Origin of the sequence: Streptomyces xanthophaeus (assembly GCF_000725805.1) — a bacterium.
GTDB classification, from domain to species: Bacteria; Actinomycetota; Actinomycetes; order Streptomycetales; family Streptomycetaceae; genus Streptomyces; species Streptomyces xanthophaeus.
In genome coordinates, this window is sequence record NZ_JOFT01000012.1 from 174,765 (window position 1) to 188,810 (window position 14,046).

A 14,046-nucleotide genomic window follows, 5' to 3' on the forward strand; every position below is an offset into this window, starting at 1 on the left:
GGCCGGAGCCTTGGGCTACAGGACCGCTGACAGCAGCAGGACGAAGCCCAGGGCGACCACCGAGATGATGGTCTCCATCACCGACCAGGTCTTGACGGTCTGTCCGACGGTCATCCCGAAGTACTCCTTGACGAGCCAGAACCCGGCGTCGTTGACGTGGCTGAAGAACAGCGAGCCCGCCCCGATGGCGAGGACCAGCAGCGCGGTCTCCGTCGTGGACATGCCCGCGGCGAGGGGAGCCACCAGACCGGCCGCCGAGATCGTGGCCACGGTCGCCGATCCCGTGGCCAGCCGGATGGCCACGGCGATCAGCCAGGCCAGCAGCAGCGTCGGTACCGCCCAGTGCTCCGACAGGTCCATGATCATCTGGCCGACTCCGGCGTCGATCAGGGTCTGCTTGAAGCCGCCGCCCGCGCCCACGATCAGCAGGATCCCGGCGATCGGGCCCAGGGACTTGTCCACCGTGGACGACAGCCGCTCCTTGGTGAAGCCGGCCGCCCGGCCGAGGGTGAACATGCCCACCAGCACCGCTGCGAGCAGGGCGATCAGGGGCGAGCCGATGACGTCGGTGACCCGCTGCACCGCATTGGCGGGGTCGTCGACGACTATGTCGACCAGGGCCTTGACCAGCATCAGGCCCACCGGCAGCAGCACGGTGAAGACGGTCGCCCCGAACCGCGGGCGCCGCTCCAGCTCAGCGGAAGGACGCTGGGCGATCATGGCCTCGGGGGCCGGGATGTCCACCCAGCGCGCCGCGTACCGGGAGAACAGCGGGCCGGCGATGACCACGGTCGGGACGGCCACGAGCACCCCGAGGGCGAGGGTGACGCCGAGGTTGGCGTGGAGCGCGTCGATGGCGACGAGTGGCCCGGGGTGCGGCGGGACCAGCCCGTGCATCACGGACAGTCCGGCCAGGGCGGGGATCCCGATCCGCATCAGGGAGTAGTTGCCCCGCTTGGCCACCAGCAGGACCACCGGGATCAGCAGCACGATGCCGACCTCGAAGAAGAGCGGCAGCCCGATCACCGAGGCGATCAGCACCATCGCCCAGGGCATGGCCCGCCCCTTGGCCCGGGCCAGGATCGTGTCGACGATCTCGTCCGCGCCGCCCGAGTCGGCCAGCAGTCTGCCGAGGATCGCGCCGAGCGCGATCAGCATGCCCACCCCGGCGACCGTCGCGCCGAGGCCGGCCGTGAAGCTGGCCATGGTCTTGGCGAGGGGAGCGCCCGCGAAGACGCCGAGGGCGAGCGAGCCGACCGTCAGCGCCAGGAAGGCGTGCATCCGCAGGCGGGTGATGAGCAGGACGATGACGGCGATTCCCGCGAGGACGGCGATGCCCAACTGGGTGTTCCCGGCCGTGGTGATCGGTCCGGTGCCGGCCGCTGCCAGGGTCTCGACGCTGAGACTGGTCACGCTGAAGATTCCTTAGTTCTCGGGGTGCTGGTTCTCGGGTGTGCGGAGCCCGCGCAGGGCGGCCAGCGCCCGTTCGGTGATCTCCTGCGGTGATCCGGACACGTCGACGACGACGCCGGGCTCGTCCTCCTGGAGCGGCTCCAGGGTGGCGAACTGCGAGTCCAGCAGGGTGGTGGGCATGAAGTGGCCCTTGCGGGCGGCCATCCGCTCCTCGATCAGCGGGCGCTCCCCGGTGAGGTGGACGAAGACCGTGCGGGGGGTCACGGCGCGCAGCCGGTCCCGGTAGGCGCGCTTGAGCGCCGACGCCGAGACCACCGCGCCGCGGCCCGTGCCCCGGTTGCGGATCCATGCGCCGATGGCGTCCAGCCACGGCCACCGGTCCGCGTCGTCCAGGGGAGTGCCGGCCGACATCTTGGCGACGTTGGCCGCGGGATGGAAGGCGTCGCCCTCGGCGTACGGGACGCCGAGCGCCTCCGCGAGCATCCGGCCCACGGTCGTCTTGCCCGTCCCGGCCACGCCCATCACCACAATGACGCGCTGGGTGCTCACGTCGTACCTCGCTGTCCTCGTCGACATCGGTCCGTGTTCGTGGGCACCACTGAAGCCTATTAAGTAGTACTTATTCAAGGTGGAGGCGGTAAAACATCGCACCTTTTGTTCGCCGGGGTGTCACCGTACGCTTACGCCATGACCACCGAAGGCAGTCCCGGACCGGGTCTGCACTCCCACGTGCTGGACACCCTCGGCCTCGCCATCACGGCGGGGGAGCACCCGCCGGGCAGCGTGCTGCGCACCGACGAGATCGCCGCGGGCTTCGATGCGTCGCGGACCGTGGTCCGGGAGGTCGTCCGGGTCCTGGAGTCCATGCACCTGGTCGAGTCGCGCCGCCGCGTCGGTGTCACCGTCCGCCCCGCCGACGAGTGGAACGTGTACGACCCGCGGGTCATCCGCTGGCGCCTGGCCGGCGCCGACCGGCCCCGCCAGCTGCGCTCCCTGACCGTGCTCCGCTCCGCGATCGAGCCGGTCGCGGCCGGACTGGCGGCGGCCCTGGCCACCCCCGACCAGTGCGCCGAGCTCACCGAGGCCGCCCTCGGCATGGTCCGCACCTCGCGCGGCCACCAGCTCGACGGGTACCTGAAGCACGACGTCGCCTTCCACCGCATCGTGCTGAACGCCTCCGGCAACGAGATGTTCGCCCGGCTCGGGGACGTGGTCGCGGAGGTCCTCACCGGCCGTACCGAGCATGCGGTGATGTTCCACGACCCCGACCCGGCGGCCGTCACCCTCCACGTCCAGGTGGCCGAAGCGGTCAGGGAGGGCGACGCGGCCCGCGCCGAGGCGCTGACCCGCAGGATCGCGGTGGGCGCCCTGGAGGAACTGGACGTCCTCGCCCCGTAGTCCCCGTCCGGAGATCACCCTGCACGAGCCGGGCACGGCGGGCACAATGGCCTTCGGCGAGGCCAACGGCGCCCGGATGCGGGGCGGTTGCCCGATGTCCCGGGGAGAGATGATGGAACGCCAGATCCAGCAGATCGAACTGCCCAACGGGGAGACCGTGCTCGCACGCGTCAGCGTGATGCGCCCCGAGGACGTTCCCCACGGGCAGGAGGAGCCCCTCTACGAGGACGTGGGCGCCCTCGACCACCTCACCGCCCGCGTGGACCAGCTGAACGAACTCGTCAGCGGCATCGGATCCGCCGTCCTCGACGCCGCCCGCGCCGCCCGCCCCGACGAGGTCAGCGCCACCTTCGGGATCGAACTGGCGGCGAGGCCGGGCAAGGCCGTCGCCCTCCTGGCGGACGGCGAGGCGAAGGCCGCGGTCTCGGTCACCCTCACCTGGCGCCGTCGTGAGGCACAGGACACGGTGGGCCCGCCCGACGCGAGCGGATGACCGCGGCCGAAGGCCCGCTCGCGATGATCAGCTGGACTGTTCCCCGTCCCGCGCCCCGGGCGAGGTGCGCGGGGCGGTCTGCTGGACCGCCCAGCCGTTGCCGTCCGGGTCCGAGAAGTAGACGAACGAGCCCCACCGCTGTTCGGTGTTTCGAAATCGGCGGCGGACCGCATCGTTGCCCATCTCGGCCCACTCCTCGCGATGCGGCCGCGCCAGAGGTTCCGGAAAAGGACCGTGCTCATCGTGGACGGCACCCTGGTGCCCACCCGCGACCACACCATCGCCGCACAGTCGAAGAACTACCGGTACTCCACCAACCACCAGGTCGTCACCGGCGCCGAAGCCGCCGTCGGCAAGACACTCACAATCGCCGGCGGCGGCTATCCAGGCACCAGACTCGTCATGCCCCACCGCCGCCGCAAGGGCAAAGACCTGCCCGACTGGAAGCAGGAGCACAACAAGTCCCACAAGCAGGTCCGAGCCCGAGTCGAGCACGTCTTCGCCCGTATGAAGAACTGGAAGATCCTCCGCGACTGCCGTCTCAAAGGCGACGGAGTCCACCACGCCATGCTCGGCATCGCCCGCATGCACAACCTCGCCCTCGCCGGATAGACGAGCGGACCGCACCGCAACCGACCCGCACCGACGAATCAAAGGTCACTTACGGGACAAACCTGAGGTCAGCGATCTCCGATCGCTTACGAGAACGACTTCCACCAGCAGCAAGATCCGGGGTCAAGGCCCATGCGCTGGCGTCAGCCATTTGTGAGCGGGGCAGCAGTCGGCTGCTGTGGAGGGGCCGTTCCCTGGTTCATACGGCGTTCAGCAAGCCCCTGGTGAAGGCTCGATGACTTCGCCGCCCGGCAGCAGTTCACCGCCGTCCTCGAAGGCCAGGACTCCGTTGCACAGGAGGCTCCACCCCTGTTCAGGGTGGAAGACGATGGTGCGGGCGGCATCATGGTCCGGCGCAGTGGCCGGCGGGCAGGGCGGCTGATGGTTGCACATGGTAGTCCTCATGCGTGGCGAATGGCTGGGCTGGCTGCCGTCGTGGTGGCTGTCCGAGGCAGGACGCGGTCGGGTCGTGCAGCTGCGGCCCCGTCGGAGAGTTGGTCAGGCGCTGATCAGCTTGGTCACGAACGGGGCGATCTGGTCGTGGTCGTGGCCGAAGGGTGGACGCGTGGCGGGGCAGCAGTCCGAAAGGGCCGCGGACTCCGTGCCCGCCCCACCCGCATCAGCGCGCCGCTTCCGTCGCGGCGGGCGAGTTGGCCCCGGAAACGAGGACATGGGGCTCGCCGCTGCCGTTCGCCGGTACTGTCCACACGTCGTTGGTACCGTCCCCGCGCTGGAGCCCGTACGCCAGGGTGAAGTTGTCGAGCCAGGCCGCCTGATCGTCCACCGTTCGCGTCTCCGCCGACTCGGTGCGCCCCAGGGTCGCGAGGTCGAGGACGGACAGGCGCCAGCCCTTGGCGGGGTCGGCACCGACGGCCTGCTTGAAGGCGACCCGGGTATTGTCCGGAGACAGCGACGGGCACTCCACGTTGTCCACCAGGATGCGCAGGGTCCTGGCCGCCAGGTCCCCCTCCACCAGGGAGCGGGTTCCCGCGCTGGAGAGCGTCGCGTAGAAGCGGTTGCTGTCGGCGGCGAAGGTGACGCCCCAGACGTTGATATCCGCCGCCCGGTAGGGGTGCCCCTGCCGGTAGACGGCGAATTCCTCCAAGGAGTGGGTGAGCCCGCCCGTGCGCGTGTCGAGGATCCCGGTACGGGTCGAGAAGCCGCCGCCGGCGTACGAGTCCCCGCCCACGAACAGCGTCCAGGCGACCATCCGGCCGTCTGGGGAGACCCGGGTCCGGTTCGGGAGACCGGTCAGGTTGACGGTACGTCGAACCTGCTGGTCCGCGTCGAGAACCAGGAGCCGGGGCTCGCTGAGTGCGCCGGTGGGAGTGAGGCAGGCGGTGGTGCCGCCCGCGGTGTAAGCGCGGTCGCAGCGCTGCGACGTGACGGTCCGCGGGCCCGCCGGGTCGGCGAGGGACACCGTGGACAGCAACCCGTTGCTCAGCACCTGGAGCCGACTGCCGTGTGAGTGCCGACCGTCCGGGGAGGCTGCGGCGACCGGACCGGGGCCGTCGCCGTGGGCGTCGGCCGCGTTGTGACGGGCGCGGACGACGGTGGTGGTTGCCAGGGTCGCCAGCAGGGCGGCGGCGAGCACGGTCACCATGATCCTGCCGCGCTGGGTGGGGGCGTTCATTCGCAAGTACCAGTCCTTTCATCCGGGTTTCGCTCCGGATCCGGTTCCCGAGTCGTGTGCACGGCGGGTCCTGCTGTCGGGGCCGCGGTTCGGGAGGCCCCAGGGGCCAGCAGGAACGCCGTCGCCACCGCGCCGACGACCACGCACAGCGCCGCCCCCCGGCTCGCCGCGGCCGCGCCCCACACCTGCCAGGCCAGCCCGAACAGCACGGACGAGCCGAGGTAGGCCAGCGCCTGGCCGCTTTGGATCACGGCGATGCCGGTCGTCCGCAGCCGTTCCGGCAGCACGGGTGCGGCGAGTGCCATCAGCACGCCCTCGGTGGCGGCGTAGAAGATCCCGTTCAGGCCGACGACCAGGACCAGGAGCATCGGGCCGTCGAGCGGGCCTTGCAGCAGCAGGTAGACCAGCGCCAGCATGCCGTAGCCGCCGAGCATCACCGGCAGCCTTCCGATACGGTCCGCGAGCGCACCCAGTGGGGCCGCAAGGAGCAGGTAGGAGAGGCTGGTTCCGACGGCCAGCAGCGGGAACCATCCGATGGACAGCGACTCGCGCCGCTGCAGCAGCAGGTACACGAATCCGTCGCCGATGGTGGCGAGTCCCAGCAAGCAGGCGGCCGCCACCAGGCGCCGGACCGGCCCGGTCCGCAGGAGCCGGCCGAGGGCGCGCGGTGAGACGGTGCCCTTCGTCGGCCCCGCCTCCCGATGGTCCCGTACGAAGAGGACGAGGACCAGCACGCCCAAGGCCGCGATGCAGAAGCTGGTGACGAAGACCGCGTCGAACGACTGGCCGGAGGCGGTCAGTACGGCCAACGCCACCAGGGGGCCTGCGAAGGCCCCGATGCTGTCCATGGCGCGGTGCACCCCGAAGGCGCGGCCGAGCGCGTCGCTTGGCGCGGACAGGGTGATGAGCGCGTCGCGCGGAGCGGTACGCAATCCCTTGCCCGCCCGGTCGGCGGTCAGCACCAGCCCGATCGACGACGCGGAGCTGCCCACGGCGACCAGGCCGAGCTTGGCCAGGGCCGAGAGGCCGTATCCGGCGCCGGCGACCGCCTTGCGCCGGCTTGTCCGGTCGGCCACGTACCCGCCGATGAGTCTGAGCAGGGCGGTGGCCCCGGTGTTGAGCCCGTCGAGGACTCCGTAAGCCGCCGGGCTGAGTTGCAGGCCGAGGACAAGGTAAAGGGGCAGGACGGCGCTGACCATTTCTGCGGAGACGTCGGTGATCAGGCTGACGGCGCCGAGCGTGAGGACGTTGCCCCCGACCATGGTCCACCGGCCGCGCCGGCCGGTGACGGCGGAGTCGGCTGGCAGCTCCTTCCTGCCGATCGTGGAGAGATACACGGGGTTGCGACCTCCGGACGGGGATGAGGGATGAGGGGGATGTGCAGGGGATCAGGGCGGGTGGGGCCCGGACACCGCCGCGCCCCCGAAGCGGTGGCGCGGGCGGCATCCGGCTTGGTCAGGCAGATGGCCGGACCGGCAGAGGGGAGAACGGTACGGGCGCTATCAGTGGCAGGTGCCGGTGCCGCTGTCCTTGTACGTCTTGCCCGCCACGGGGACGAACTGCCAGTCGTAGCTGCTGGCGTGCAGGGTCAGCTTGAGCACGCCGAAGGTGTCGTTGTTGCGGGCTTCACTGTTGGGCTTGATGGTGCCGAAGCCGTAGAGGCTCGCACCGCCCATGCCGGCGACGAACTGCCGCAGACCGCGCGCAGTGTCGAGCTGGCCGCTCGGGTTCTGCGGGGCGAACCGCTCGTACTGGTGGTTGTGGCCGGTCAGGATGACCTCGGCGTTGTTGTCGTACAGTGCCTGCACGAGCGGACCCGTCGCCGGGTCGGGGGCGTGGCCGGAGCTCGAGGTCCACCGAGGCTTGTGCCAGTAGGCCACCGTGCACGGCTTGGTGCTGGCCGCAAGGTCGGCGCGCAGCCACTGCTCCTGGGCCGAGCCCACCGTCATGCCGGTCTCGGAGTTCAGCGCCACGACGTGCCAGTTGCCGAGGTCGTACGAGTAGTAGCCTTTGCCGGCCGCACCCGCTTTGGTACCGAAGTAGTTGTAGTACGCGGAGGCGCCCGAGGTGTGGTAGTCGTGGTTGCCCGGCGCGGGGCGGGTGCGGGCCTTGTGGCGGCCCCAGGTCGGCTCGTAGTACGTGGAGAAGTCCGACGCAGTGCCGTTCGGGTAGGCGTTGTCCCCGACGGTGAACACCGTGCCGGAGATGTTGTCGAGCAGCTTCGCCGTCGCGGTGTCCCCGGAACCCGATGTGGCTATGTCACCCGCACCGACGAGCACCGGGTCGCCGGGCGGCGGGGTGGTGGAGCCCGACGGGGTCGGCGTTGTCGGCGTCGGACCGCCGCCAGTCTCGATTACCAACTGTGGTGCGGTGGCGCCGGTCTCGCGCGAGTCGTAGTCCGCCCCGTTGCTGCTCGACGAGGTCACGCCGATGCCGAAGGTGCCGTTGCCCTTCACGTACGAGGTCACGTCGACCTTGTACCAGGTGTTACGGGAGACCGAGCGGAGGGTGCCCAGTACGGTGCCGTCAATGGAGGGCCGGTTTCCGTACGTGACGGACGTCTCGGACCACGAGGTGTTGGACATCGCGCGGAACGTGCCGCCGCTGCTGCTCTCCGCTCCCGCGACGTCGTCGACGTGGATCCGGAGCGTCGCCCGGGTTATGGGCTTGGTGATGCCCGTGACGTCGAACTTCAGAAACATCCGCTTGACGGGGCTGTTGTCCGCGCCGAGCTGCTTCGATGTGCCGTAGTTCGTGCTGGCGTAGCGGTTGTTGACGTAGGTGTCGGCGGTCGGGGAGAATTTGATGTCCGTCGCCGACGCGCTGGGCGCGAGGCTTGTCAGGGTAGTGGCCGCCACAGCGGCTGAAGCGAGTACAGCGACGAGAGCCACCGTGGTGGTCTTCCGACTGGGCATGCGAAACCTTTCGCTTGCGGTACGTGGGCGCCACGGAACGTAGGGGCTTGACCCTCGATCGTGGACACCGGTTGGTGTGCGGCAGTGGTCAAGGCGGTCAGCGGCGGACCAAGGTCGCGCCGTCGGCCCTGCCACGTTCGCGGGGGTGCGGTCAGGAGCGGCGCCGGAGCGGGAATGCCCGCAGAGGACGATGTCCCGGACCATCAGAACTTGCACCCCGCATGCTCAATGGGGCGGCTTCTCCTGACCCATGACCCGGCTGGTACGGCGGAACGATGTGTCCCGCATTGCACAGCTCGAAGAGTCCGCCCGGCGCAGCAGCGGTGATGAGGGCGGGGACCACGCGCGAGTCCCAGCAGCTGACCCACAGCCTCGTGGGGCTCTACCCGAGGGCGAAGTTCCGGAAGACCGACGGGTCGGGGGCGATGCGATCTCGAAACGAGCGGGCTCGATCCAGCAGTTCGTGCATGCTTGCGTCTCCTGGCTCTGGACATCCCGGGTGGGTGTCAGGTGAAGAGCCTGAGGAAGCTGCGTGAGCTGATCGTGAGCCTACGGTGAGAGTGTCCTCATGCGACTGACCGGTCATTTGACGATAGGCCGAGCCGGTAGTCGGCGCCGCGGATGGTCGCCACGTTGGCCGGTCCCCACTCTGCGCCGAAGGTAGCGCCGAAGGCGTCGACGATGTTCGATCCCGGGTCGTGGTCGAAACTCAAAACTCAGCTGCGCAGTTGCTCCCGCCTCAGCACCTGGCCGGGATGGCACACCGCTCATCGGTGGAAGTACGGAGCATGTGGTCGAAACCTGGTGTATCGCCTTCGCTGAGGGGGTCGTGGTGGGCAGGCCCCGTGCATACGGGGTGGCACTCTCTTGCAGCTCGCAAGATCCGTCCGCACCCGGGGCCCGAGTGGACCGGCCGCGAGCGGACACTGTCGTCTAGTTGTCGCCGTGGTCCGGAATGGTTGGCGTATCCGCCGAGGCGGGAGATGAGAAATCTCTCCTCTTCATCCATACGTCCGATGGGGGCGGCAGGCTAGCCGGATGGTGCTTCGGAAGGTCGGCGTGGTACTCGCTGCTCTGTGCGCCCTTACGGCCGTAGGGGCAGTGGTCGGATATGGGTGGGCCAGTGACGGCGATCCGCCATCTCTGGGTCCTGAGATCGTGGTACCCGTATCGAAGAACAGTCTTGAGCCGTCGTCACCTCCGTCGCGGTCTGTCGCGCCTTCCTCCCCCCCACCGCCGTCAGCCGTGGCGTCGACTCCTTCGTCGACCGAACCCGGAGGCCGGCCAGTCCCGAGGCGGTCGCCGCCCCGCAGCGATGACGGTGCCAGCCCTTCTCCCAGTGCCAGTCCTTCTCCCAGTGCCAGCCGGCGAGCTACGACCGGGAGCGATGACGATGACGACGGCGGCAGCGACGGGTGAGACGGCGCCATCGGATGCCGAGCGCCCGGTCACGCATCGTGGGAATGATGCTGCTCCTGGTCGCCACGACGCTGGCCGTGCCGGCACTCGGCATCACGCTGATCTGGCAGGTCAGACTCGACGCCGAGATGGATGATCAACTGCGCCGTGAAGCGGACAAGTTGCGCCGGTTCGCACATACGGCGCGGGAGCCGGCCACCGGGGAGCCATTCGTCGACGGGGCGTCGCTGCTGACCGAGTTCATGACCGTCAACCTGCCGCGCCGGGAGGAGGCGTTCTTCAGCCTCGTCGACGGCCGAGCCGACCGGCTCAGCCCCAATGTCGTACCCACGCGACTGGACCAGGACGCAGCTGTGGTCGCGCAGCTGTCGGAGGGGAGCGGCACGCGGATCGGCTGGCTCGACTCGCCGGCCGGGCGAGTGCGCTACGGCGTCGTCCCGGTGCGGGTGGCGGGGGACCGGCACGACACGCGTCTGGTGATCGTGGAGTTCCGGGATCGCCAGATGCGGGAGGAACGGTGGCTCGCGAAGATGTTCCTGACCGCGGGGGGCGGAGGGCTGGTGCTCGCGGGCGCGGCGAGCTGGCTGGTGGCCGGCCGGGTGCTGGCGCCGATCCGCCTGGTGCGGCAGACCGCCGAGCGGATCGGAGAGACCGACCTGACGGAGCGGCTGGAGGTGGCGGGAACTGACGACGTGGCAGCGCTGGCACATACGTTCAATAGCATGCTGGACCGGCTGGAGAGCGCGTTCACCACCCAGCGCCGTTTTCTCGACGAAGTGGCGCACGAGCTGCGCACCCCGATCACAGTGATCCGGGGCACTCTGGAGCTGATGGAGGACGGGGCGGACGATCCGGCGGCGACCCGAGCTCTGGTTGTGGACGAGTTGGACCGGATGACCCGGATCGTGGAGGACCTGCTGCTGCTGGCCAAGGCGGAGCGCCCGGACTTCCTCGCGTTCGGCGAGACGAACCTGACGGACCTGGTGGTCGACGTGGTCGCCAAGGCCCGGGCGCTGGGCAACCGGCACTGGCGGGTGGCACAAGTGTCGGAGGCCACACTCTTCGTCGACGGCCAGCGGCTCACGCAGGCGCTGATGCAGCTCGCGGCGAATGCCGTGCGCCATACCCGCGCCGGGGACCTCATCGAGGTCGGCTCCCAGCTCCGCGAAAGCAGCCTGCTGCTGTGGGTGCGGGATGTGGGGCCGGGGGTCGGGCCGCAGGACCGGGAGCGCATCTTCGAACGCTTCGCGCAAGCCGGCCCAGTTGTCTCGGCCGACGCGTCGAGTCCGGGCATCGGGCTCGGCCTCGCCATCGTCCTGGAGATCGCTCAGGCGCACGGCGGCACGGCCTGGGTGGAGGACGCCGAGGGCGGCGGCGCCCGTTTCATGATTGCCCTGCCCGCCCACACTTCCCGGCAGAAAGGACACCATGAACCGGGTACTCATAGCGGAGGACGAGCCCAGGATCGCCGCCTTCGTGCAACGGGGCCTGCAAAGCGCTGGTTTCGTCACCACCGTGGTCGGTGACGGGCTATCCGCCTACGAGGAGGCCCGGGCGGGCGGCTGTGACCTGATGATCCTGGATCTGGGGCTGCCGGCCTGCGACGGGTTCACCGTGCTGCGCAGGCTCCGCGAGGACCGGGTGACCCTGCCGGTGATCATCCTGACAGCGCGGGACAGCGTGTCCGACACCGTGGCGGGTCTGGAGGGCGGCGCCGACGACTACCTTTCCAAGCCGTTCGCCTTCGAGGAGCTGCTGGCCCGGGTGCGGCTACGGCTACGCGCGGACGGCGCCCCGGAAGCCTCACTGCTGAGAGCCGGTGACCTCGTACTCGATCTGCGCACCCGGCGGGCACACGTGGACGGGAGGGTTGCGGAGCTGTCCGCGCGGGAGTTCGCACTGGCCGAGGTGTTCCTGCGCCACCCCGACCAAGTGCTGACGCGAGAACAATTGCTCAGTATGGTCTGGGGATTCGACTACGATCCCGGGTCCAACATCGTCGACGTCTACGTGCGCTACCTGCGACGCAAAGTGGGTGCCGACCGGGTGGAGACCATCCGCGGCGCCGGCTACCGGCTGCGCGTCTGACTGCCGCCTCTGTCCGCGCACAAAAGTTCATGGGCAAAGCCCGGGCGGCGGTGCCGCGGGCCGGGCGTCTTTCTGGTCCGGGGGCGTCCGGCAGCCCGCCACGCCTCCGGCCAGGACTGTTCAGGGTGGGCGAAGCCCATCCCGCAGCGACACGGCAGGCGCCCTCGACCGCTCGGCACGGCTGCTGCCTGGTTGGCGTAGTTCTTCTCCTCGTACTTGATGGGGCTGAGGTAGCCGAGCCGTTTCAGGATGCGACTGGGGTTGTAGAAGCCGTCGATGTACTCGAAGAGCGCGAGGTTCGCTTCGGCTCCGGTGGTGAAGATGCGGCCGCGGATGCACTCGGTCTTGATGACCATCCACAGGTTCTCCGCCAGGGCATTGTCATACGAGTCGCCGACCGAGCTCATGAACGCCTGGATCCCGGCGCTGACCAGGCGGGTTGTGAGCTTCACGGACGTGTATTGACAGCCGTGGTCCGCCTGGTGAATGAGCTCGCCGGCGTGACATCGCGGCTGGCCAGGGCGTATTCCAGCGAAGTGAGGACCAGGTCCGCCTCGGCGGGGGCGGAGGTTTCCCAGGCCACGACCCGGCGGGAGAACGCGTCGCGGATCGCGGACAGCCACAGCGGGCCCTCCAGCGTCGTGACCATGGTCAGGTCGGTGACCCACAGCCGGTTCGGCCCGTTCGCGGTGAAGTCGCCCCTGACCAGGTCAGGGCGCGGTCGGCGTCCGGGGCACGACGGGTGAAGCCTTCGTTCCGGCGGGGGCTGATCCCGGTCAGGCCGGCTTGGCGCATGAGCCGTTCGACGCGCTTGCGGCCGACGTGGACGCCCTCGCGCTTGAGGACGGCGTGCACGCGGGGTGAGCCGTAGATCCCGCCGGACTCGACGTGGACCTCACGGATCCGCCCGGTCAGCTCGGCGTCCTGGCGGCGCCGCTCGCACGGCTCGGTCTCGGCCTGGCGCCACCGGTAGTAGGTGGAGGAGGGGATGGAAAGTTTCCGGAGTACGGGCTCGACCCCCAGGTGCGGGTGCGCGTCGAGGAGCGCGGTGACCTGGGCCGGGTCGGGTCGAGCTGGGCCGCGAAAAAGGCCGAGGCTGTCCGCAGGACCTCGTTCGCCCGCTTGAGCTGGGCGTTCTCCTGCCGCAGGACGGCCAGCTCCTCACGCTCGGCGGTGGTGAGCATGTAGCCTCGCTCGCCGGCGTCGGTCTCGGCCTGTCGAATCCAACTGCGCAGGGCCTCTTGGTGCACGCCGAGCTCCTCGGCCATGCGGCGGATCACCGGATTCGGCTCGGCGGTCCGGCACACCCGGACCGCACGCTCACCAACTCCAGCGGGTACTTCCTCGGCGCAGGCATCGTCTGGGTTCCTCTCATGAAACCCATCTGACCCTCTGTCACCTCTTCCCGCATCTCGGGGGAACCTCAGTGGAAGCCTCGCGTGTAATCCGGCACGAGCACACCCATCTTCGTGCGTACGCCGCCATCCGGCTGGGTATGTGGGCGTCTCCCGGCCGACCCAAACCGTTGTGGCGTGTCCATGAGAAGACTCTCACAGGGAACCCACGATTAGCTCATGTATTCGCCACAAGCTCTCACCCACGACATCCACCCAGGATGTTTCAGAGCCAGGAGACGTGAGCATGGACGACCTACTGAAGCGGGCCCGTTCCTTTCGACACCGCATCGCTCGCGAGAAGGAAATCTTCCGGAGCTTCGCGCTCGGGCAGAGCCCGGCAACGCTGTTCATCACCTGCTGCACTGCGGCGCGGTAGGGGCCGTGGCCCGTGGTGAGGACCTGACCCATCTGCCCAGCGTGGCGGAGTGGGTGGACTTCGCCCGACCGGCACTGACCGGGCTGCTCGACATCCCGCCGAAGGACCCGGCGCTGCCGGACGCCGTACAGCGCCATGTCACCGCGCAACTGATGACGCTGCGTGGCTATCCGCAGATCGAGCGCGGCACGGCCGAGGGCCAACTGAGCCTGCACGGCTGGTTCTACCGGGTGGACACCGGAGATTTGTGGGAGCTCGACGAGACACGAGGTGTATTCGGCCAGTACTGAGACCACGCCCCC

18 protein-coding genes and 1 pseudogene are annotated in these 14,046 nt (G+C 69.4%); 7 read left to right on the forward strand and 12 right to left on the reverse strand.

Annotation, left to right across the window (positions count from 1 at the left end; genetic code table 11):
* Positions 1-15 precede the first annotated feature (15 nt).
* Positions 16-1,413, reverse strand: a complete 1,398-nt coding sequence (locus IO30_RS0106675) for a GntT/GntP/DsdX family permease (RefSeq protein ID WP_031140258.1) — start codon at positions 1,411-1,413, stop codon at positions 16-18.
* 12 nt (positions 1,414-1,425) lie between these two features.
* A complete protein-coding gene (locus IO30_RS0106680; protein ID WP_031140260.1) occupies positions 1,426-1,962 on the reverse strand; it encodes a gluconokinase in 537 nt (178 codons plus the stop codon).
* A gap of 138 nt (positions 1,963-2,100) precedes the next feature.
* Between IO30_RS0106680 and IO30_RS0106685 the strand changes: the two genes are divergently transcribed.
* Positions 2,101-2,811: a FadR/GntR family transcriptional regulator gene (locus IO30_RS0106685; RefSeq protein WP_031140262.1), complete on the forward strand. Its 711-nt coding sequence runs from the start codon at positions 2,101-2,103 to the stop codon at positions 2,809-2,811.
* Positions 2,812-2,923: 112 nt separating this feature from the next.
* Entirely contained in the window at positions 2,924-3,304 is a 381-nt protein-coding gene (locus tag IO30_RS0106690) for a CU044_2847 family protein (RefSeq protein ID WP_037893354.1), read from the forward strand.
* 27 nt (positions 3,305-3,331) lie between these two features.
* Here IO30_RS0106690 and IO30_RS45275 read toward each other — a convergent pair whose 3' ends face one another.
* A complete protein-coding gene (locus tag IO30_RS45275) occupies positions 3,332-3,487 on the reverse strand; it encodes a hypothetical protein (protein WP_157853129.1) in 156 nt (51 codons plus the stop codon).
* On the opposite strand from IO30_RS45275, the pseudogene IO30_RS0106700 reads away from it, so the two are divergent.
* Positions 3,440-3,916, forward strand: a pseudogene (locus IO30_RS0106700) (transposase); the annotation flags it as partial. The gene IO30_RS45275 and the pseudogene IO30_RS0106700 sit on opposite strands and share 48 nt — an antisense overlap.
* Positions 3,917-4,126: 210 nt before the next feature.
* Here IO30_RS0106700 and IO30_RS46775 read toward each other — a convergent pair.
* The 5 genes from IO30_RS46775 to IO30_RS47835 all read right to left on the reverse strand — a co-directional run bounded on the left by IO30_RS46775 (position 4,127) and on the right by IO30_RS47835 (position 8,807).
* Positions 4,127-4,309 carry a DUF5999 family protein gene (locus tag IO30_RS46775; RefSeq protein WP_078903803.1) on the reverse strand — a complete coding sequence of 61 codons (183 nt, stop codon included), beginning with the start codon at positions 4,307-4,309 and terminating at the stop codon, positions 4,127-4,129.
* A 226-nt stretch (positions 4,310-4,535) separates the two neighbouring features.
* The gene (locus IO30_RS0106705) at positions 4,536-5,549 is read right to left on the reverse strand and encodes a TolB-like translocation protein (protein WP_031140268.1); all 1,014 of its coding nucleotides are present in this window, start codon (positions 5,547-5,549) and stop codon (positions 4,536-4,538) included.
* Positions 5,546-6,886, reverse strand: coding sequence for an MFS transporter (locus tag IO30_RS0106710; RefSeq protein WP_107066853.1), 1,341 nt, complete (start codon positions 6,884-6,886; stop codon positions 5,546-5,548). Before IO30_RS0106710 ends, IO30_RS0106705 begins: the two co-directional genes overlap by 4 nt.
* A 165-nt stretch (positions 6,887-7,051) precedes the next feature.
* A complete protein-coding gene (locus IO30_RS0106715; RefSeq protein ID WP_237403358.1) occupies positions 7,052-8,407 on the reverse strand; it encodes a CBM96 family carbohydrate-binding protein in 1,356 nt (451 codons plus the stop codon).
* 208 nt (positions 8,408-8,615) lie between these two features.
* Complete coding sequence (locus IO30_RS47835; RefSeq protein ID WP_237403356.1) at positions 8,616-8,807, reverse strand: hypothetical protein; 192 nt, start codon at positions 8,805-8,807, stop codon at positions 8,616-8,618.
* A 1,123-nt stretch (positions 8,808-9,930) separates the two neighbouring features.
* On the opposite strand from IO30_RS47835, the gene IO30_RS0106720 reads away from it, so the two are divergent.
* Both IO30_RS0106720 and IO30_RS0106725 read left to right on the forward strand, forming a co-directional pair.
* Positions 9,931-11,409 (forward strand): sensor histidine kinase, encoded by a 1,479-nt coding sequence (locus IO30_RS0106720; protein ID WP_078903841.1) that lies wholly within the window; start codon positions 9,931-9,933, stop codon positions 11,407-11,409.
* A complete protein-coding gene (locus tag IO30_RS0106725; RefSeq protein WP_031140276.1) occupies positions 11,312-11,971 on the forward strand; it encodes a response regulator transcription factor in 660 nt (219 codons plus the stop codon). The genes IO30_RS0106720 and IO30_RS0106725 overlap by 98 nt, the downstream gene beginning before the upstream one ends.
* Here IO30_RS0106725 and IO30_RS44395 read toward each other — a convergent pair.
* Genes IO30_RS44395 through IO30_RS43070 form a run of 4 tightly spaced genes read right to left on the reverse strand, consistent with a single transcriptional unit; the run spans position 11,953 to position 13,278 of the window.
* A complete protein-coding gene (locus tag IO30_RS44395) occupies positions 11,953-12,423 on the reverse strand; it encodes an IS3 family transposase (protein WP_107066854.1) in 471 nt (156 codons plus the stop codon). The genes IO30_RS0106725 and IO30_RS44395 overlap by 19 nt on opposite strands.
* Positions 12,420-12,680, reverse strand: a complete 261-nt coding sequence (locus tag IO30_RS44400; protein ID WP_342449974.1) for a DDE-type integrase/transposase/recombinase — start codon at positions 12,678-12,680, stop codon at positions 12,420-12,422. Before IO30_RS44400 ends, IO30_RS44395 begins: the two co-directional genes overlap by 4 nt.
* Entirely contained in the window at positions 12,623-12,994 is a 372-nt protein-coding gene (locus IO30_RS48015) for an IS3 family transposase (RefSeq protein ID WP_107066855.1), read from the reverse strand. The genes IO30_RS44400 and IO30_RS48015 overlap by 58 nt, the downstream gene beginning before the upstream one ends.
* Positions 12,883-13,278: a transposase gene (locus tag IO30_RS43070; protein WP_078904580.1), complete on the reverse strand. Its 396-nt coding sequence runs from the start codon at positions 13,276-13,278 to the stop codon at positions 12,883-12,885. The genes IO30_RS48015 and IO30_RS43070 overlap by 112 nt, the downstream gene beginning before the upstream one ends.
* 334 nt (positions 13,279-13,612) lie before the next feature.
* Between IO30_RS43070 and IO30_RS47840 the strand changes: the two genes are divergently transcribed.
* Complete coding sequence (locus IO30_RS47840) at positions 13,613-13,744, forward strand: hypothetical protein (RefSeq protein ID WP_342449973.1); 132 nt, start codon at positions 13,613-13,615, stop codon at positions 13,742-13,744.
* Positions 13,745-13,749: 5 nt separating this feature from the next.
* The gene (locus IO30_RS40140) at positions 13,750-14,034 is read left to right on the forward strand and encodes a carbonic anhydrase (protein ID WP_051901971.1); all 285 of its coding nucleotides are present in this window, start codon (positions 13,750-13,752) and stop codon (positions 14,032-14,034) included.
* Positions 14,035-14,046: the final 12 nt, after the last annotated feature.

What these genes read in the sequence shown, in the direction of transcription:
- IO30_RS0106685 (WP_031140262.1), top strand. Translation starts at nt 2,101, where the DNA reads ATGACCACCGAAGGCAGTCCCGGACCGGGTCTGCACTCCCACGTGCTG.
- IO30_RS0106690 (WP_037893354.1), top strand. Translation starts at nt 2,924, where the DNA reads ATGGAACGCCAGATCCAGCAGATCGAACTGCCCAACGGGGAGACCGTG.
- IO30_RS45275 (WP_157853129.1), bottom strand. Translation starts at nt 3,487, where the DNA reads ATGGGCAACGATGCGGTCCGCCGCCGATTTCGAAACACCGAACAGCGG.
- IO30_RS46775 (WP_078903803.1), bottom strand. Translation starts at nt 4,309, where the DNA reads ATGTGCAACCATCAGCCGCCCTGCCCGCCGGCCACTGCGCCGGACCAT.
- IO30_RS0106705 (WP_031140268.1), bottom strand. Translation starts at nt 5,549, where the DNA reads ATGAACGCCCCCACCCAGCGCGGCAGGATCATGGTGACCGTGCTCGCC.
- IO30_RS0106720 (WP_078903841.1), top strand. Translation starts at nt 9,931, where the DNA reads ATGCTGCTCCTGGTCGCCACGACGCTGGCCGTGCCGGCACTCGGCATC.
- IO30_RS0106725 (WP_031140276.1), top strand. Translation starts at nt 11,312, where the DNA reads ATGAACCGGGTACTCATAGCGGAGGACGAGCCCAGGATCGCCGCCTTC.
- IO30_RS47840 (WP_342449973.1), top strand. Translation starts at nt 13,613, where the DNA reads ATGGACGACCTACTGAAGCGGGCCCGTTCCTTTCGACACCGCATCGCT.